Origin of the sequence: Pseudovibrio sp. M1P-2-3 (genome assembly GCF_031501865.1) — a bacterium.
GTDB lineage: Bacteria > Pseudomonadota > Alphaproteobacteria > Rhizobiales > Stappiaceae > Pseudovibrio > Pseudovibrio corallicola.
The window spans coordinates 2,693,542-2,709,482 of sequence record NZ_JARRCW010000001.1 but is presented as its reverse complement, the minus strand read 5'-3'; the positions used below and the strand labels follow the sequence as shown (position 1 = coordinate 2,709,482).

The window sequence follows — 15,941 nt, the reverse complement described above, 5'->3', positions numbered from 1 at the left end:
GCTCCACCCTAGCGGGAAAAGGTAAGGAAAACGGTAGCAACCGGCCTTGTCGGTGCTGTTAAAATAATTATAGTGATCACTATGGAAAAGAAAGAAAAACCCAAACGGGGCCGCCCGCGCCATTTTGCCAGAGATGATATGCTGGAAAAGGCCAGTGAACTTTTCTGGCAGCAAGGGTATGAGGGCACCTCCATCAGCGATCTGGTCAGCGCAATGGGCGTCACACCGCCCAGCCTGTATTCCGCGTTCAAATCAAAAGAAAGCCTTTATCTTGAAGTCCTTGATCGCTACGCCGAGCAATACGGCTCCCAAATACTGGCGGGTCTTTTTACGCAGGAGGATGCCTTCCAAAGCATGAAAGCTGTTCTTTACAGCAGCGCCAGAGTGTTCACCCACTCTCCCCATGCGGCAGGGTGTATGATTTCAACGGGCCTTGTCGAGCGGGCGGAAGCGGCAAAGGGCCTTTCTGAAAATTTGAAAGAGCGGCGTAACCAAACCACCGCCGCCATTCAGGCAAAGCTTGAAGATGGCAAAGAGCAGTTACAGCCGCACACGGATGTGCATGCCCTCGCCGCATTCCTCGCCGCAACCATTCAAGGCATGTCCATTCAGGCAAAAGATGGCGCCAGCGAAGCGGACCTGCAAAAACTGGCGGATTTGAGCTTGCAGGTAATCGCGCAGGCTTTAAAGGTCCCGAAGTGCTCTTGACGTTGTGAAATGAAAAGACCCCGGATCAAGTCCGGGGCGAGGGTCTAGATTCTTTGTGAGCTCATACCGGACAAGCCTGCGCTCATCCGGTATCCAGTTTTGGGGCATGCCTCGTGCTTTAGTCAGCAATTTTGACTGTGATTTTTCCCATATGCTGCGCACCGCTCAAAGCTTCATAGGCTTGTTCAATATGTTCCATTGGGAAGCTCTGGTGAATGACGGGTTTGAGATTATGGGAGTGCATAAACTGTGTCACCCGTTCCAGATAGGTTCTGGAACCCACAAGAACGCCGGATAAGCTTGAGTTGTTAAAGATAAGGTGGGAGATGTTTTCCGGCGCGGTGGCCCAGCCGGTGAGCACGCCCACCTGCGCGATGATCCCGTGCGCGGCGACCGCATCAATGGATTTTTCCAGTGTTTCCTTTCCGCCCAGATCAAGGATAATGTCGGCCCCTTTTCCACCGGTGAGCTCGCGTACCCTCTGGTCCCATGCGGGGAACTTTTTGTAGTTCACACCTAGATCAGCGCCCATTTGTCTGGTGCGTTCCAGCTTTTCATCGGATGAGCTGAGCATGATCACCTTTGCACCCGCCGCCTTGGCAAATTGCAGGGCAAAAAGGGCCACGCCGCCAGTTCCTTGTATCAAAACCGTATCTTCCTTTGAAAAGGGGCGGTGGGTTTCAAAAAGGGCGTGCCATGCGGTGACAGCTGCGCAAGGCAATGTGGCAGCCTCTTCAAAGGAAAGGTGTTCGGGAATGCGGACCAAAGTGTCTTCGTGAAAGTTTGCAAACTCGCGCAGCACACCGGCTCTGTCGTGAGAGCTGAGGGCGGATGCCATAAATTCGGGGGCAAAGCGCCCTTCACGCCAGTCTTGGAAAAAGCTTGGCATCACACGCTCGCCCACCTGCCAGCGGGTGACAGCCGAGCCGACTTCGACAATTTCGCCTGCGCCATCGGAAAGCACAACAAGGTCCGCTGGCATTTCGCCGTAACCACCGTTTTTAATCATTAAATCTCGAGAGTTAACCGAAGCTGCAACCATGCGTACACGCACATCCTTGGCCCCCAAGGGCTCTTGTGCTGCCTGCTTGAAGCTCAGCTGTGCGCCGTTCAATACGGCTTGGCGGTGACTGTTCAAAGTGTTTGCATGAATGTTCATAGTAAGTCTCTTAATTAATATAGCGATGACTATATAAATAGGCATCGCCGCCAATCTGTCAATATATAAATATAGTGATCACTATAATAAATAGTGAGGGGTGGTGAGAAATGGCCGTATTCTCCCGAATATCAGCCTTAAGAGAATCGTAATTTTTAGGGGAATAACTTTCCTTAGTCCTGTGACATGATTGTCCGGCTTATAAAAAGAGATGCAGGGGGATAAAATGCGTGAACTGACGGTTTTAACGTTTCAAAGTCTGGATGGGGTGATGCAAGCGCCCATGCAGCCGGAGGAGGATGTAAGTGGAGGCTTTGGACAAGGGGGGTGGGCTTCCCCTTACTTTGAAGAGGTCATGGGGCTCGTGGATGAGTACGCCATGAACCGTGACTACGATATGCTGCTTGGGCGTAAAACCTATGAGTCTTTTGCGCAGTTCTGGACATCGCCCCAAGCAGCAGGACCATATGCGGATAAGTTTACCAAAGCGCGCAAATATGTGGCCACCAACTCGCTCACGGACTCCAAGTGGAACAACTCGGTTTATCTGAAGGGTTCCATTCCTCAGGAAATCTCCCGCTTGAAAGGCGAGAGCGGCCCATTGCTGCAAGTTCACGGCAGCTGGCAGCTGATACAGAGCCTTTTACCCCATGATCTCGTTGATGAGTTTCGCATCTGGACTTTCCCCGTGGTTGTTGGGAAAGGCAAGCGGTTGTTCGGTGAGCAGGCTGTTCCCGCACAGTTGGAGCTTAAAAAACAAAAGGTCACGAAAAACGGGGTCATTATGAGTATTTACCGCCGCCCCGATACCAATCCAGCCGCGGGTTAGGGCCATTTCGGGACTGTCAATATTTGCTCAAGGAGCACCCTGGTGAAGGGCGCATCAATTAAATTTGATGGGTGGAGCACAGGAGCCGTTTTGCTATAATTTTGCCACAAGCTTGTGTCCAGCCTTGTGGCTCTCTTAGCGCGTATTTCGCGTAATGCGGCTCCGCTATACACGCGGAGATATGCGCGGCATACAGTGGAATCAAAGTTCCCTTGCGCTTCACACGACACCTTTCCGATCATGATTGGAACGCTCAATGACACCTGATGAATTTAAAAGTATTTCCTTCGCTGTTTTAGGGACAACTTTGGGGTGGGAGGCTAAGATTGCGGCGCAGCTGGGCAAGGATCCAAAGGTCATAAGGGGCTGGCTGACAAAAGAAATTTCCATTCCTGATGATATTGCCGCCAAACTTGAAGAACTCAAAGGCAAGGCCGATCCCCATTCATCGCCGGACTATGAATGGCTGGTTGGTGAATCCGTCAATAGCAACTGGACGCGAAGAGAATATATCTACCATATGCAGACCCCGCGTTTTACCGCGCGTATATTGACCTACGACTTTGAGGGAAAGCCGCGCTTTACGGAAAAGCCCAAGGGCAAAGTCTATCCAGTCAATAAAGTTGTCGCTCTTTGTGATGTAAACTGGATTGATGAACCTGAAAGCGATGAAGCCGAAGGGCTGATATCGGCAGCTGTGCACTATATCGATCTTGTACAGGCATTTGATTATGTCGGCTTGTAATGAAATTCCTGTGAAGTGCATTTAAAAATATAATTCCAGCTGGGAAGTGCTTTCAATAAGGAGGACATTTTCAGGTGAGGCGGCAAGCAACCAGATCTTAAGTCCCGCCGGTATTTCTATGTGCCTTCCCAGAGTTTTCCTCTTTCCGCCCTAAGAGTCTCAGTGGGATATAACTATGAAACAAGCCAACCCGATTAATATTAGGCACATCGACCATGTGGTGCTACGTGTGGCAAACTTGAACACTATGAGCGAGTTTTACTGCAATGTGCTTGGATGCCGGTTGGAGCGGGGGCCCGGAACCCTTGGGCTTGTGCAGCTTCGTGCCGGAAACGCTTTGATAGACCTTGCAGATATAAATGGCCCGCTTGGACAAAAAGGCGGGGGGGCGCCCGATCACTCGGCCCCTACAGTGGATCATTTTTGCCTGAGAATTTCCCCTTGGTGTGAAGAAGATATTATAGCGCACCTGAAACACCACAATGTAAAGATGGGCAGCGTGGAAGAGCGCTACGGCGCATCGGGCCGTGGTCCGTCTCTCTATATTGAGGATGTTGAAGGGAACAAGGTAGAGCTCAAAGGCTAAGTTCTGCTCGTTTGATTTTACTTTTCTATCCGGAAATTGTCGATCCATCTGCTTAGAATCTAATGGTATATAGTATAATTTATTTTAACCTAAAGTTGTATACCTTTTGGTTTAAGTATGAATGTTGCTAAAATGTGCTATAAGATAAACAATACTTAATATTTTTCCATCGTTTTTGAATAAAAGCTGCCTCATTTCGTCCAAAACCATCAGTTACTTTTAATTTAACACAAAAAGGACAGATCAAGTTTTGAAGTGAGTGCGAGTAAGACTTGGTCCGACTATCCTCTTGGTGTCACCCACATATAACCACATTGACTACTGGAGAGTAGAGACTATGGGAATTCACCCACCAGTTTACCCGTCAAAAAGTATAGTGTTTAAGCCCAAAAACTCTGAACATTCAGAGATCTTCCACCCAATGAAAGCTGCCGGAAAGCCCGCCCTTGAAATGCTGTGTATGGCAATGATGAATCCCTCAGAGCTTTCCAGAGGTGAGCGTGAACTCATTGCGACCTACGTGTCCACCTTGAACAATTGCCCAAGTGGAACACAGGTGCATGCGGATAACGCCAGACAGCAAGGGGTGAGAGATGAGATTGTAACCAATGTTATCGATGGACACTTGTTTGTGCTGTCTGACCGGCTTCTTGCCATGTTTGCCTTTGCTAAACAGGCAACAAAGGATGCCAACAAAATCTCGATGGAAGATGTGAAAACTGTCTCTGAAGCTGGTTGGGGTTATCAGGCCGCATTTGATACACTTTTCATTGTGGCATGCCTTGCCTTTATCAATCGTATTACATGCGGTTGCGGCAGTCCTCATTCATCCTATGAAGAATTGGAGTTCAGGCACTGATCACTCAAAAATGAACCCGAAGTTCTGAAGATTTCAAGCGTATGAGACTAAGTAAATCCCGCGGGTTACGCTTTTTGTTTTCAACATAACAAACTCAGAGGTGAGTATGGCGTCTTTAATACATGTAACCTAGCTAGCTAGGTCCAGCAGCTTCGTGTTGGTCAGTTGGCTGAGTACTCCAATAATGTGATAGAAGGAGCTTGCCGGAACAGGCTCTTGGGCAAATCTGCCGCTTTCATGGCGCCTGTCTTTCCAAAGCCCAGCTTTCATTCCCTCAAGATATGCAAGAAGTCCTTGTAGTGCTTGCTCCGAAGAACGGCGATAGTGCATTTGTGCAGTTCCGCGTGCAAGAGAGGATAGTAGTAATGAAGCCTTTAAGCGCTCCGCTTGCGCCCACAGCCGGGCCGTTGGGTCCATGGGTCTATAGCTTCGGTCCATAGCCATAATGGCAAATGTTTGTGTGGGGTCCAGACCATGGGTTTCGGCAATCGTGTGCAGCTGGGTTGCCACCTCAAACCCACTGGCATCTTTGTGCAGGCGGCCCCAGCGGGTAAGAAGCCAGGCCCACTCATAATGGTGTCCGGGCTCCAGTCGTTCGCCGTCACGTCCTTTAGCGCAGCGCCAGTCCTGCGTGAAATATTCCCCCAAGCCGGTGGCCCCGTCATAAAATCTGGCAAAGGCAAGGCCCGCGATGTCATCGGCCATACCCGCCCATGGGCCTTCCGGGTCCTCTTCTTCCCAGGCCAGCATGGCTTCCAACAGATGCATGTGCGGATTGGAGCGCAGGAAATAGGTGCTGCGGTTGGAGTGTTCTTTAAAGCCGCCTGATCTATGGGAGTAGTGGGTGGTCAGGTGTTCCAGAAGCTCAAGGGCGCGCTTGCGTATTGCGGGTTTTTCACGCTCATGAACCGCTTCATTTATGCGTGCAAACCCCAAAAGAGCGAAAGCCTGATTGTAAAGGTCAAAGCTCGGGTCCAGCATCTGGCCGCTCTGGGATACCAGATTGGCATAGTGCCCCTCGTTGGTTTGATAGTGGTCTATGAAATAGTGATAGGCGTGAAGGGCCGCATATCTCCAGTCTCCATTCCACCCCAGTTTGCCCGCTTCACAGAAAGCAAAGATCATGCGCGGGTGCAGGCGGCCACGTCTGGGGGAGTGTGTGCCACTGCCATCCCTGTTCAAGCTTTCAAAGCATCCGCCTCTCTTGTGGTCGAGGCCTTGCTTGAACCACAGGGGAAGCGCGCTCTCAAAAAGCCATGCTTGCAGGCGCTCTGCTTCTTTGTGTAGTGCTAAAGTTTCCATCCCTGCGCTGCCCCACGTCAAGAATTACGGTACAAACTCAAGGCTCACCAAACGGTGCGAGCATATGGTAGCCGGTTGAAACTCTAGCAATTTGGAAGGCGGGGCAGCATCCTCAGATCAAAGAGCAAGAAATCTCTGAGCTAGGAGAAGTAAGGGAAGAAACAGTCAGGCTACATGCATGCGGCACAAAAAAGGCCGCGCCCGAAGGTGCAGCCTTTGTCATCGTGTTCTGTCAGAACTATCAGGAGAACTGGGCTTTCACTTCCTCAATGTTCTTCAAGTCTGGCAGGGAATGCTCGTTGCCAAGGTGCTGGATGGCATGGGCGGAGGCAGCGCGGGCCAGCTTAAAGTGGTCTTCCCAAGAACCTTCAGGGTGAGCCAGGTAGGCATAAACATAGGCCCCGTGGAAGGTATCACCGGCACCGTTTGTATCCAGAACCCGCGTGGCAGGCACCTTCAAAGCTGGTAGGTGCTTGATTGGGCCGCTGCCTTCAAACCACAGCAGGCCGCGCTCGCCTTGTGTCACGCCGCCCACTTTAATGCCGCGCACCTGCAGGTAGTCCAGTGTTTCTTCGGGGGTCTTGCCCAGCTGTTCGCAAAACAGTTCAGAGACTATGGCCACATCAATGTAGTTCAGCAGTTCTTCGGTGTTCTCGCGCACTGCACCGCCATCCAGTGAGGTCAAAATTCCGTGTTTGCGGCACATTTTGGCGTAGTGAAGAGCGGCTTTTGGAAGGTGACCATCCACATGCAGCGCCTGACATCCGGCAAGGTTTAACTCAGGGAACGGGTGCAGGAAGTCGTTGTCACGGCAGCGTACAATGGCGCGTTTTCCGTCTTTAGGCATGATGAAGGACAAGGAGCTTTCCTTGACCTTGCAGCTGTGAATGGGAATGGAATACTTGGCGGCCATATCGCGGAACATACGGGCCAGCCAGTCATCGGCCATGGAGCAAAGCAAATCGGGCGCAATACCAAGCTTGGCACAAGCAAAAGCGGCAGTCACCGCATTGCCGCCGAAGCTTACGGCATAATCATTGGCGAGGGTTTTCTCATCTCCAGTTGGCAGCGTATCTGCCAAAAAAGTCACGTCAATGTAGGACTGCCCAATAAAAAGCGCTTTCATGCTTAGCTCCGTTTTATACGGGTGCTGAACGCCAACACCCTGTTATTTAAACTTGTTTTGCGAGAGGCATTGGCACTGAGCGAAGGTTCGGTTTAAGTGCACGTTTCTCTCGTATTTCAGCTTTTCCCTTTTGGCGGCGACTTTACGCCTGTTAAAGCCCTTCTAACAGAGGAGAGTTGTTGTCAGGGTGATTTTCCTGTTGGTTGTGCGCCTTTCCCAATGGGTATCTTATATTTTAGCTAAAGGTGCAGGTATTTTTCCTCACGGGAACGGAACTTACCATGAATAAAAATGGCAGTTATTTTCTCTTCCTAAGGGATCTTTATGGAAATATCCTTAGCCCCACCTTGAACCATTGACGCAGTGGACTTGAGCGTTAATTCTTTGTTTGTTCACTCTGGAATTTGTGATTGGGAGGAATGTTAGAAGATGATTGGCCGGTTGAACCATGTGGCGATAGCTGTTCCGGATATGGAAGAGGCCCTGAAGATATATCGTGATACCCTTGGCGGGGTAGTTTCCAAAAAGGAGCCCCAGCCTGATCACGGTGTTTCGACGGTTTTTGTTGAACTCCCCAATACGAAAATCGAGCTGTTGGAGCCCCTTGGTGAAAACTCTCCGATCAACGCCTTCTTGGAGCGCAATAGTGCAGGGGGCATCCACCACATCTGTTACGAGGTGGACGACATCATCGCAGCCCGTGATCAGCTGGTTTCCAAAGGTGCTCGTATTCTAGGGGACGGGGAGCCGAAAATTGGGGCCCACGGCAAGCCAGTTCTTTTCTTGCATCCTAAGGATTTTCTTGGCACTTTGACCGAGCTTGAACAGGCTTGATCGAAAAGCTTTGATAATCTGGGGGGATAGCGGGTGTCCATTGTATTAAGTGTGGCAGTGTTTTTTATGATGTGGTGGATCCTGTTTCTTGCCATTCTTCCCTTTGGGATCAAAACGCAGGCAGAAGAGGGGGAGACCGTTCATGGCTCCGCCGAAAGCGCTCCCGTTCACCCCTATATGCTGCGCAAAGTCATTGCCAATACGATCGTCACCGGCATCTTGTTTGCTATTGTCTACGTTGTCATAGACTCTGGCTTGGCGCGGGATCTTCTGCCCTTGGTGGACCGCTTTATGGGCAATTAGCTTCGGCCTGTTTTGCATAGGATGTACCGAAGAGCCTTCGGTACATAGGGGCTTTTGAGAGTAGGGAATTCTTTAAGCCTGTGGTTTATCCGTTGGCTCTAGATGAATGACAATATCAACGCTTTTGATGGTGTAGCCGGAAGGCGGATCTGCCAGCGTGCCAAGCTCCAGATTCCCTTCAGGACAGTCCATAATCCGGTCTTCCTCACCAATATAGTAGTGTCGGTGGTCGCCTGTGTCTGTATCATACCATGTGCGCTCGGCAGAAACGGCCACACGGCGGATAAGCTGGACACGCTCGAAATCATGCAGAATGTTGTAAATGGTTGCTAATGCAATGTTTTCACCGTAGCAGCATGCCTCTTCATGCAAAGTTGCCGCGTCTACATGCCGGTGCTGGCCTTTAAACAGATGATGCGCAATGGTGCGCCTTTGTTTTGTTGGTCGCAGGCCAGCCTTCCGCAAAAGTTCAACTGTATCAAAGTTAACTCTATCAAGCATTCTTACAGCCTTCTTCGGATAATGCGCGCATGTGGTCTTAGCTCATAGAAACTCATCTACTCCCAGTATTACTCAGCTTAATTGCAAATGCAAGTCATTCGCAATTAGGGGCAAGGGAAACCTGTTTTGCTTGCTATTATCTACGCCGTTGTAGAAACCGGTCTGGCCAGTGATCTGTTCCCACTGGTAGATAGGTTTATGGAGAATTAGAGCAGCTGCGTTTGTTTTTGTTCACGCCTACAGCCGTGAGATGCCGCTTGTTACACTTGAGCACTTGTCCAGCCCTAGGCAAATCCAACCGCTTTACACAGAGCAGCCCAGCCGCTGAGCTCAACACCGAAAGGCTCTTAGATGCTTGAGCATGGCTTGCACCTTCTCGGTTCGGTGCAGATCAACATGAGTGACTAGCCAAAGCGGGATTGCCCACTCTTTGTGACTTGGAAGAATAGCGCGCAGGTCATGCTTACCGGCCACATCGATATCGCTCAGAACCCCAAGCCCCAACCCTGCATAAACTGCTTCGCGCACGACGAGCGGGTCGTTCGTTGCCACGGCTACCTTTGGATCTGCGATGTGTTCGTCAATCCATGACCAAATTGCAAGGCGGCGTTCGTTCAGCGCAGGCATTACGAACTCATGGAAAGCCAAGTCCGCCACAGTGTTTGGCGTGCCGTTTCGAGAAAGATAACTGGTATGGGCATACAGATTCAGTCCGGTTTGGTCAAAAGACTGGACCACATAGTCAGGGTGTTCAGGCTTTGCTCCTGCCCGAACTGCGATATGCGCTTCACCATACTCGAGGCGTTGCAACTCATCGGTTGAAATGATTGTAATCTGGCAATCAGGATTCGCCCTCCGGAATGCCGAGATTGGCTCCATCAGCACATTAGTGACCGGAAGCAGCGACGTAATTTTGATCTCACCCTCGATGGGTCCATCCTGTGTCTTTGCGCGATTAACGAGGTCCTCAAATAGTTGGTCTGTCTTTTGCGCAACCTTGAGGAGCTCTTCGCCCAGTTCTGTTAGCGTGTAGCCCTTTGGATTGCGGATGAATATTCTCGCCCCGAGCTCTTCTTCCAGAGCATCGATATGCCGGTTGACGGTAGCTCTATGCGTACCCAAAGCACGAGATGCTGCGCTTACCGTACCAAGTTTGGCCACGTGAAAGGCTGTACGAAGCTCGGACCATCTCTCCATTTCACACCTGTACAATTTACGCGCATTCAGTGCGCTTTTGCGCTCGTTGACTTGCGTCTATGCAGCATACAATTTGGTGCATAGCAACAGAAAACATGAATTGGAACTAACATGACCTATCTTTCTATTGGACTACGTGTCCTGCTCACGCTCGTATTTGTAGGCTCTGGCGGTGCGAAGCTTATTGGTGTTCCCGAGATGGTTGAAGGCTTTGAGACCCTTGGATCCGGCCAGTGGTTTCGATACTTCACCGGTTTGGTCGAAGTTGTTGGAGCGACACTTCTATGGTGGCCAAACCGGCAAGCATTTGGTGCTTCGCTGCTTGGCGCAACAATGATCGGTGCAACCTTGATACATTGGTTTATCATTGGCCCATCAGCGGTTCCGGCAATCATACTCGGCTTGCTCTGCGCCGCCGTTCTCTACCTATATCGCGGCCAAGTCACAGCAATTCTGAGGAGCTCTTAGGTCTCATAATCGGCTATCAGCCAACTCTGATAGATTTTCCCAATTGACCCACCATGGCCGGATACGCGCCCTATGGAGGTTCGCCTAAAAAAGTCGGTCGGTATCCCCGACCACTTTCTTTTTGAGTGAACTCTTGGTTCCCTTTAGGAGCCTTTTTCTTTCACCGCCCCGTCCATGAAAATTTCTGTGACTTTTTTCATGTGAAGACGAATTTCATCATCACTTATGTGTGTGTCGGGGAGGAAAAGTGCACGGGCGTGCAGGTCCCCTTTAATCATGCTCAGCAGAACTCTTGCGGAAAGAGCGGGGTTCTCGATGGTGTAACGACCTTTGGCATTCAGTTGCTCCAGATACCGGGCAAACAGGGCATAGGCGCGGTTATGCCCGTTCTCATAGGCCGCTTTTGCCAGATCGGGAAAAATGGCCGCTTCGCTGATCACAGTTCTGATATTTGCATTCACATCGGCACTTAAAATCTTCTTGGCGGTGAGAATACTAACCTCTTCAATGACATCCCGAGGGTTTTTCTCTGAATCAAAGTGACGCTCAATTTCTTTGAACAGTTGGGCTTGCCGCTGCTTTATGGCGGCGGAAAACAAACCCTCCTTGTTTTGAAAGTGCCGGTATATCTCCCGTTTTGACCCGCCCACCTGTTCAATCACCATATCGAGCGACGTGTTCTTATAGCCATGTTCCAAAAACAGGTCCCGTGCAGCTGCTATCAGCTCGGATCGGCGTTTTTGGGACTTTGGGGAGAGGGTGGCATCTGGCGTGGTCATTGTGGTGTCCTGAAAAATGGTATTGACATTGGTACTGATTAGTACCATTTTGTCAACTGGTACTGAGTAGTACCAAAACGTTTATTTTGTCCGGTTCTATTTTCTAGCTCTTTGTGCATGGCTTTAAAGCAGATGCGGACAATAGCCATACTCTCCATAACAAGAAGTGCCTGATCGGCATTGGAAAAGGATCAGAGGCAGTGAAAAAGCTGAGTACGATTTCTGGTAGGAATTTATTCGCCGGTCTGCTTGTCACATTTAGCCTTGCAGCCTGTCAGCAAGAACAGGACGCCCCAAAACAGGATATTCGGCCCGTTTACTGGATGGAAGTGGAGCGCATTGGCGCAAGTTCCGTGCGTCATCTTTCCGGCAGTGCGCAGGCGTCCACACATGCTCCGTTAAGTTTTGAGGTTGCAGGTACTGTTGAAGACGTTTTGGTCCAAGTGGGAACTGTGGTCACAAAGGGGGAGCCGCTGGCGCGCATTAATACCCGCAATCTGGAGCTGGAACTGGAAGCACGGGAAAGCGAAATGGCCGAGGCGCAAGCAACTCTGGCCGAAGCTGATGCGGACTTTAAGCGTAAAGCAAAGCTTTTCTCTGATGGCTGGATTGCCAAGTCGGCGCTGGACAGCGTTAAAGCCCGCAAAGACAGCACTGCCAGCCGCGTGTCTTCCTTGTCATCACGAGTAGACAGGGTTCGCGAAGACTTAAAAGATGCGGTCCTTTATGCTCCCTATGACGGGGTGATTGATGAACGGTTGATCGAGCCTTCCCAGCAGATCACAGCGGGCCAGACAGTCTTCAACATTCAAGGCAATGACGGGGTGGAAGTTATAGTGGCTGTCCCTGAAACCCTTATCAAGGGGCTGAAACTGGGGTCCCAGCATCCCATTGTTTTACCGAACTACTCGGATGAGGATTATGAGGGCGTTGTCAGCGAAATCGCAACGCAAACCAGAGAGGGAAATGCCTTTCGGGTTGTGCTGCAATTGAAAAACTGGCCCGAGGGCCTGCGCATGGGGGCAACGGCGGAAGTCTCGTTGAATGTGGCAAACAAGTTTACCGCAACTGAAGCGGAAACAAGTTTCAGCTCTATTCCGCTCACCGCCTTTATTCCGGTGCCGCAAAAGGATGGTCTGGCCCACGCTTTCAAAATAGATCCGCAAACCAATGCGGTTGAACAGGTCGAAATCAAAGTGGCCGAGTTTACGTCAGAAACTGCGGTGGTTTCGGGAAACCTCACAGCGGGTGATCTGATCGTCACCAAGGGCGTGGCTTATCTGCATGATGGGCAGCAGGTAAAACGCATTGGCGTTGGCCCGCGCGTCTACAATCCATAATTCGGGCAAGTACTCATGAATCTCTCTAGCTTGGCTTTGCGATACAAGACAGTTGTTCTGTCCATTGTCGCTCTGTTGATGGTCGTAGGTGCGCGCAGTTATTTTACTCTGCCAGCGCAAGAAGATCCGCACGTCACTGTGCGTGAGGCTGTCATCACAACCCGATATCCGGGGCTCTCCCCCCAGCGCATGGAAATGCTGGTCACCAAGAAGCTTGAAGAAGCGGTCCGCCAGCTTCCCGAGCTGAAGGAAATCCGCTCTACAACACGCACGGGCGTTTCCATTATCCATGCGTCAATGGAAAGTAAGTACTTCGATCTTGAACAGATCTGGGACAAGCTGCGTGACAAGGTGGAAGAAGCAACACCCCAGTTGCCCCCCGGAACACAAAAGCCGGATATTAATGACAGTTTCGGGGATGTGGCCGTTCTCACCGTTGCCCTTACAGCCCCCGATTATACTATGGCGGAACAGTACAATATCGCCAAACATGTGAAGGACCAGCTGTATTCGATTACCGGCACCAAGAAAGTAGATCTGCACGGTGTCCAGAATGAACAGATCTCCATTGAAGTGTCCAACGCGCGCGTTGCGGAACTGGGGTTATCGGCAGAGCAGATCATCAATACTGTGCGCGCCCAGAACACCATTGAGCCGGGCGGTGAAGTGGACATTGGAGAGCGCACTTTCATTCTGGAGCCTTCTGGTAACTTTGACGGGGTGGCGCAAATTGGTGAAACGCAAATTGCATTGCCAAACGGGCGGGGCACAATTCCCTTGCGCGATATTGCCGAAATTTCCCGCGAGCCCATAGACCCACCCACTCCCAAAGCCTATTACAATGGTGAAAATGCCATTATTTTTGCTGTGGCCATGCGCGATGGTGTGCGGGTTCTGGATTATGCTCCGATCATGCGGGACAAGATCGAGGAAGTGGAGAGCACCCTTCCGGTTGGCTATAATCTGGACATTGTCACCTATCAGGCCGAACAGGTTGGGAATGCGGTCTACGGTGTCACAAGCAGCGTACTTCAAACACTGGTGATTGTGCTTGCCGTGGTTACCCTGTTCCTCGGGGTTCGTACCGGCTTGATCGTGGGGGCAATTGTTCCCTCTGTCATGCTGATTACATTGGCGATCATGAGCTTTACCGGCATTCCGCTGGAGCGCATGAGCCTTGCAACCATGGTGATCGCGCTGGGTCTTCTGGTGGACAACGGCATTGTGATTGCAGAAGATTTCAAGCGCCGGCTTGAACTGGGAACCAGCCGTGATGAAGCTTTGCGCCAGACAGGCGGCGAGCTGGCCATGCCGCTGCTCTCCTCCACTTTAACCACGGTTCTGGTCTTCCTGCCTTTGATGTTGGCGGACCATGAGGCCGGAGAGTTCACCCGTTCAATCTCCCTGATTGTTTTGATTTCTCTTTTCACGTCATGGGTTCTGGCGATTATGGTGACACCGGTTCTGTGTCACAAATTCATGAGGGTGAAGGTAAAGAGCGAAATAGGAGCTCCTGGTGAAAAGGCCGGCGCCTTTGATAGAATTGAAGGGAGCTATGAAAGCTTATTGCGGCATGTCTTGAAGCGCCGCGGTCTGTTCCTCATCTTGATGCTTATTATGCTGGTTGCAGGTGTTATGGGCATGCGTATGGTGCCCAAGAAGTTCTTTCCCGCAAGTGACCGCGCTCAGGTTCTGATTACACTGGACCTACCGGCGGAGACATCCTTGAAAGCAACAGACACCTTGCTAAAACGTGTCTTCCCCGTTCTCAAGGACCAGATACGTTTCCCGCACCTGCAAGATTTTGCAGCTTACGCTGGTTACGGCGGACCACGCTTTGTAATGTCGCTGTCGCCACTCGACCCCGCGCCCAATAAGGCATTCCTTGTTATCAATCTCGATGAGATTGGCTCGATGCAAAAGTCCCTTGAGGACTTGCGGGTGATGTTCAACGAGGAGTTTCCCGAGATCAATGCACGGGTTTCCGACATGTTCTTGGGACCAACGGATCCGGGCGTGTTCCAGCTTCAGGTTAAAGGGCCGGATATCGAGACAATCTATAGCAAGGCAAAGGAAATCGAAGTCGCACTCGCTCAAATTCCGGGAAACATTGATATCTGGCAGAACTGGGAGAACCCAATTCCAAAACTCGATGTGAATGTGAACCAGTCACTCGCGCGCCGTTCTCAAGTCTCATCAACTGGAGTTGCCAGCTCCTTGCAACGATACTTCAACGGCCAAACCATTTCCCAGCTTAGGGATGGGGATGATTTGTATCCAATCGTGACGCGGGGAACGGACCGCGAGCGCAACAATCTGGAGAGGCTTTATTCTCTAGGTGTCGAGACGGCGGATGGAATGGGGACGGTTCCTTTGGAGCAGGTGGCTGAAATCGAGCTGGATTCTGAATATGCTGTCATTCAGCGCGAAGACATGACCCGCACCGTGACCATTGAAACCCGTCCTCTTGGCGTTACGCCGGAAGATCTGGTGAAGCAAGTGGACCCGATCATTGAAAGGCTCAGTGCCGATCTGCCTCCCGGGCACTCCATCGAGTATGACGGGGTTATTGTGGACTCAACCAAGGGCAAGATGGCTCTTGCTGCCAATATGCCTTTGTGTCTGGCGGCCTTGTTCTTGTTATTGCTCGCGCAGTTCAACTCATTCCGCCGCCCACTCTTGATATTGGCCACCATTCCACTGCTTGCCTTCGGGGCGGCTGTGGGCCTTAACGTCATGGGGGCTACGTTCGGCTTTATGGTTGTTCTGGGCATCTTGGCTCTGGCAGGTATCATCATCAACAACGCTATTGTGTTGATTGACCGCATAGATATTGAGATGAAGAAAGACGGGGTGGAGCCGATCGAGGCCATTGTTGCTGCAGCCAAAACGCGCCTGCGTCCAATTATCATGACAACGGTCACCACAATTGTTGGCTTGATGCCACTGCTGATTGCGCAAGATAGGCTGTTTTATGGCATGGCAACCGTCATCGCCTTCGGTCTGGGGGTGGGAACCATTCTCACGCTGGGCCTTGTGCCTGTTCTTTATGCAATGCTCTTCAAGATTAAAGAAGCGCCGCAGCCGGACGGACTTCTTTCTTTGAAAGCAGGCTTAGCTGAGTGAGCAAAAGCCGCAGGGTGCCTCCCAAGCACCTTGCGGCTTTGATCTTGTGGCTTGCACGTATCCCGTTGAAAACGGACCG

Annotated in this window: 16 protein-coding genes; 10 read left to right on the top strand and 6 right to left on the bottom strand. The window is 51.0% G+C overall.

What is annotated here, in order from left to right:
• Window positions 1–81 precede the first annotated feature (81 nt).
• A complete protein-coding gene (locus tag P6574_RS11730) occupies window positions 82–708 on the top strand; it encodes a TetR/AcrR family transcriptional regulator (RefSeq protein WP_310620463.1) in 627 nt (208 codons plus the stop codon).
• A gap of 118 nt (window positions 709–826) precedes the next feature.
• Here the strand turns inward: P6574_RS11730 and P6574_RS11725 are convergent, their stop codons facing one another.
• Window positions 827–1,867 carry a zinc-dependent alcohol dehydrogenase family protein gene (locus P6574_RS11725; RefSeq protein ID WP_310620462.1) on the bottom strand — a complete coding sequence of 347 codons (1,041 nt, stop codon included), beginning with the start codon at window positions 1,865–1,867 and terminating at the stop codon, window positions 827–829.
• A gap of 226 nt (window positions 1,868–2,093) precedes the next feature.
• Between P6574_RS11725 and P6574_RS11720 the strand changes: the two genes are divergently transcribed.
• The 4 genes from P6574_RS11720 (at window position 2,094) to P6574_RS11705 (ending at window position 4,886) form a co-directional block, all read left to right on the top strand.
• Window positions 2,094–2,696 carry a dihydrofolate reductase family protein gene (locus tag P6574_RS11720; protein ID WP_310620461.1) on the top strand — a complete coding sequence of 201 codons (603 nt, stop codon included), beginning with the start codon at window positions 2,094–2,096 and terminating at the stop codon, window positions 2,694–2,696.
• Window positions 2,697–2,952: 256 nt separating this feature from the next.
• Window positions 2,953–3,441 carry a hypothetical protein gene (locus P6574_RS11715; protein ID WP_310620460.1) on the top strand — a complete coding sequence of 163 codons (489 nt, stop codon included), beginning with the start codon at window positions 2,953–2,955 and terminating at the stop codon, window positions 3,439–3,441.
• A gap of 175 nt (window positions 3,442–3,616) precedes the next feature.
• A complete protein-coding gene (locus tag P6574_RS11710; RefSeq protein WP_310620459.1) occupies window positions 3,617–4,027 on the top strand; it encodes a VOC family protein in 411 nt (136 codons plus the stop codon).
• A 337-nt stretch (window positions 4,028–4,364) separates the two neighbouring features.
• Window positions 4,365–4,886, top strand: a complete 522-nt coding sequence (locus P6574_RS11705) for a carboxymuconolactone decarboxylase family protein (protein WP_310620458.1) — start codon at window positions 4,365–4,367, stop codon at window positions 4,884–4,886.
• A 129-nt stretch (window positions 4,887–5,015) separates the two neighbouring features.
• Here the strand turns inward: P6574_RS11705 and P6574_RS11700 are convergent, their stop codons facing one another.
• Both P6574_RS11700 and P6574_RS11695 read right to left on the bottom strand, forming a co-directional pair.
• Window positions 5,016–6,188 carry an AGE family epimerase/isomerase gene (locus P6574_RS11700; RefSeq protein WP_310620457.1) on the bottom strand — a complete coding sequence of 391 codons (1,173 nt, stop codon included), beginning with the start codon at window positions 6,186–6,188 and terminating at the stop codon, window positions 5,016–5,018.
• A 241-nt stretch (window positions 6,189–6,429) separates the two neighbouring features.
• Window positions 6,430–7,314: a sugar kinase gene (locus P6574_RS11695; RefSeq protein ID WP_310620456.1), complete on the bottom strand. Its 885-nt coding sequence runs from the start codon at window positions 7,312–7,314 to the stop codon at window positions 6,430–6,432.
• Window positions 7,315–7,743: 429 nt separating this feature from the next.
• Here P6574_RS11695 and mce point away from each other — a divergent pair, with 429 nt between their 5' ends.
• Together mce and P6574_RS11685 are read left to right on the top strand one after the other, a co-directional pair.
• Window positions 7,744–8,148: a methylmalonyl-CoA epimerase gene (gene mce / locus P6574_RS11690; protein WP_310620455.1), complete on the top strand. Its 405-nt coding sequence runs from the start codon at window positions 7,744–7,746 to the stop codon at window positions 8,146–8,148.
• Window positions 8,149–8,181: 33 nt separating this feature from the next.
• Window positions 8,182–8,451: a DUF1467 family protein gene (locus P6574_RS11685; protein ID WP_310620454.1), complete on the top strand. Its 270-nt coding sequence runs from the start codon at window positions 8,182–8,184 to the stop codon at window positions 8,449–8,451.
• Window positions 8,452–8,523: 72 nt separating this feature from the next.
• Here the strand turns inward: P6574_RS11685 and P6574_RS11680 are convergent, their stop codons facing one another.
• Together P6574_RS11680 and P6574_RS11675 are read right to left on the bottom strand one after the other, a co-directional pair.
• Window positions 8,524–8,952, bottom strand: coding sequence for a Fur family transcriptional regulator (locus P6574_RS11680; protein WP_310620453.1), 429 nt, complete (start codon window positions 8,950–8,952; stop codon window positions 8,524–8,526).
• 330 nt (window positions 8,953–9,282) lie between these two features.
• The gene (locus P6574_RS11675) at window positions 9,283–10,149 is read right to left on the bottom strand and encodes a LysR family transcriptional regulator (RefSeq protein WP_310620452.1); all 867 of its coding nucleotides are present in this window, start codon (window positions 10,147–10,149) and stop codon (window positions 9,283–9,285) included.
• A 111-nt stretch (window positions 10,150–10,260) separates the two neighbouring features.
• Here P6574_RS11675 and P6574_RS11670 point away from each other — a divergent pair, with 111 nt between their 5' ends.
• Window positions 10,261–10,617: a DoxX family protein gene (locus tag P6574_RS11670; protein WP_310620451.1), complete on the top strand. Its 357-nt coding sequence runs from the start codon at window positions 10,261–10,263 to the stop codon at window positions 10,615–10,617.
• A 143-nt stretch (window positions 10,618–10,760) separates the two neighbouring features.
• Here the strand turns inward: P6574_RS11670 and P6574_RS11665 are convergent, their stop codons facing one another.
• Window positions 10,761–11,396: a TetR/AcrR family transcriptional regulator gene (locus P6574_RS11665; RefSeq protein ID WP_310620450.1), complete on the bottom strand. Its 636-nt coding sequence runs from the start codon at window positions 11,394–11,396 to the stop codon at window positions 10,761–10,763.
• A gap of 200 nt (window positions 11,397–11,596) precedes the next feature.
• On the opposite strand from P6574_RS11665, the gene P6574_RS11660 reads away from it, so the two are divergent.
• Window positions 11,597–12,736, top strand: coding sequence for an efflux RND transporter periplasmic adaptor subunit (locus tag P6574_RS11660; RefSeq protein WP_310620449.1), 1,140 nt, complete (start codon window positions 11,597–11,599; stop codon window positions 12,734–12,736).
• A gap of 15 nt (window positions 12,737–12,751) precedes the next feature.
• Window positions 12,752–15,862, top strand: a complete 3,111-nt coding sequence (locus P6574_RS11655; RefSeq protein ID WP_310620448.1) for an efflux RND transporter permease subunit — start codon at window positions 12,752–12,754, stop codon at window positions 15,860–15,862.
• Window positions 15,863–15,941: the final 79 nt, after the last annotated feature.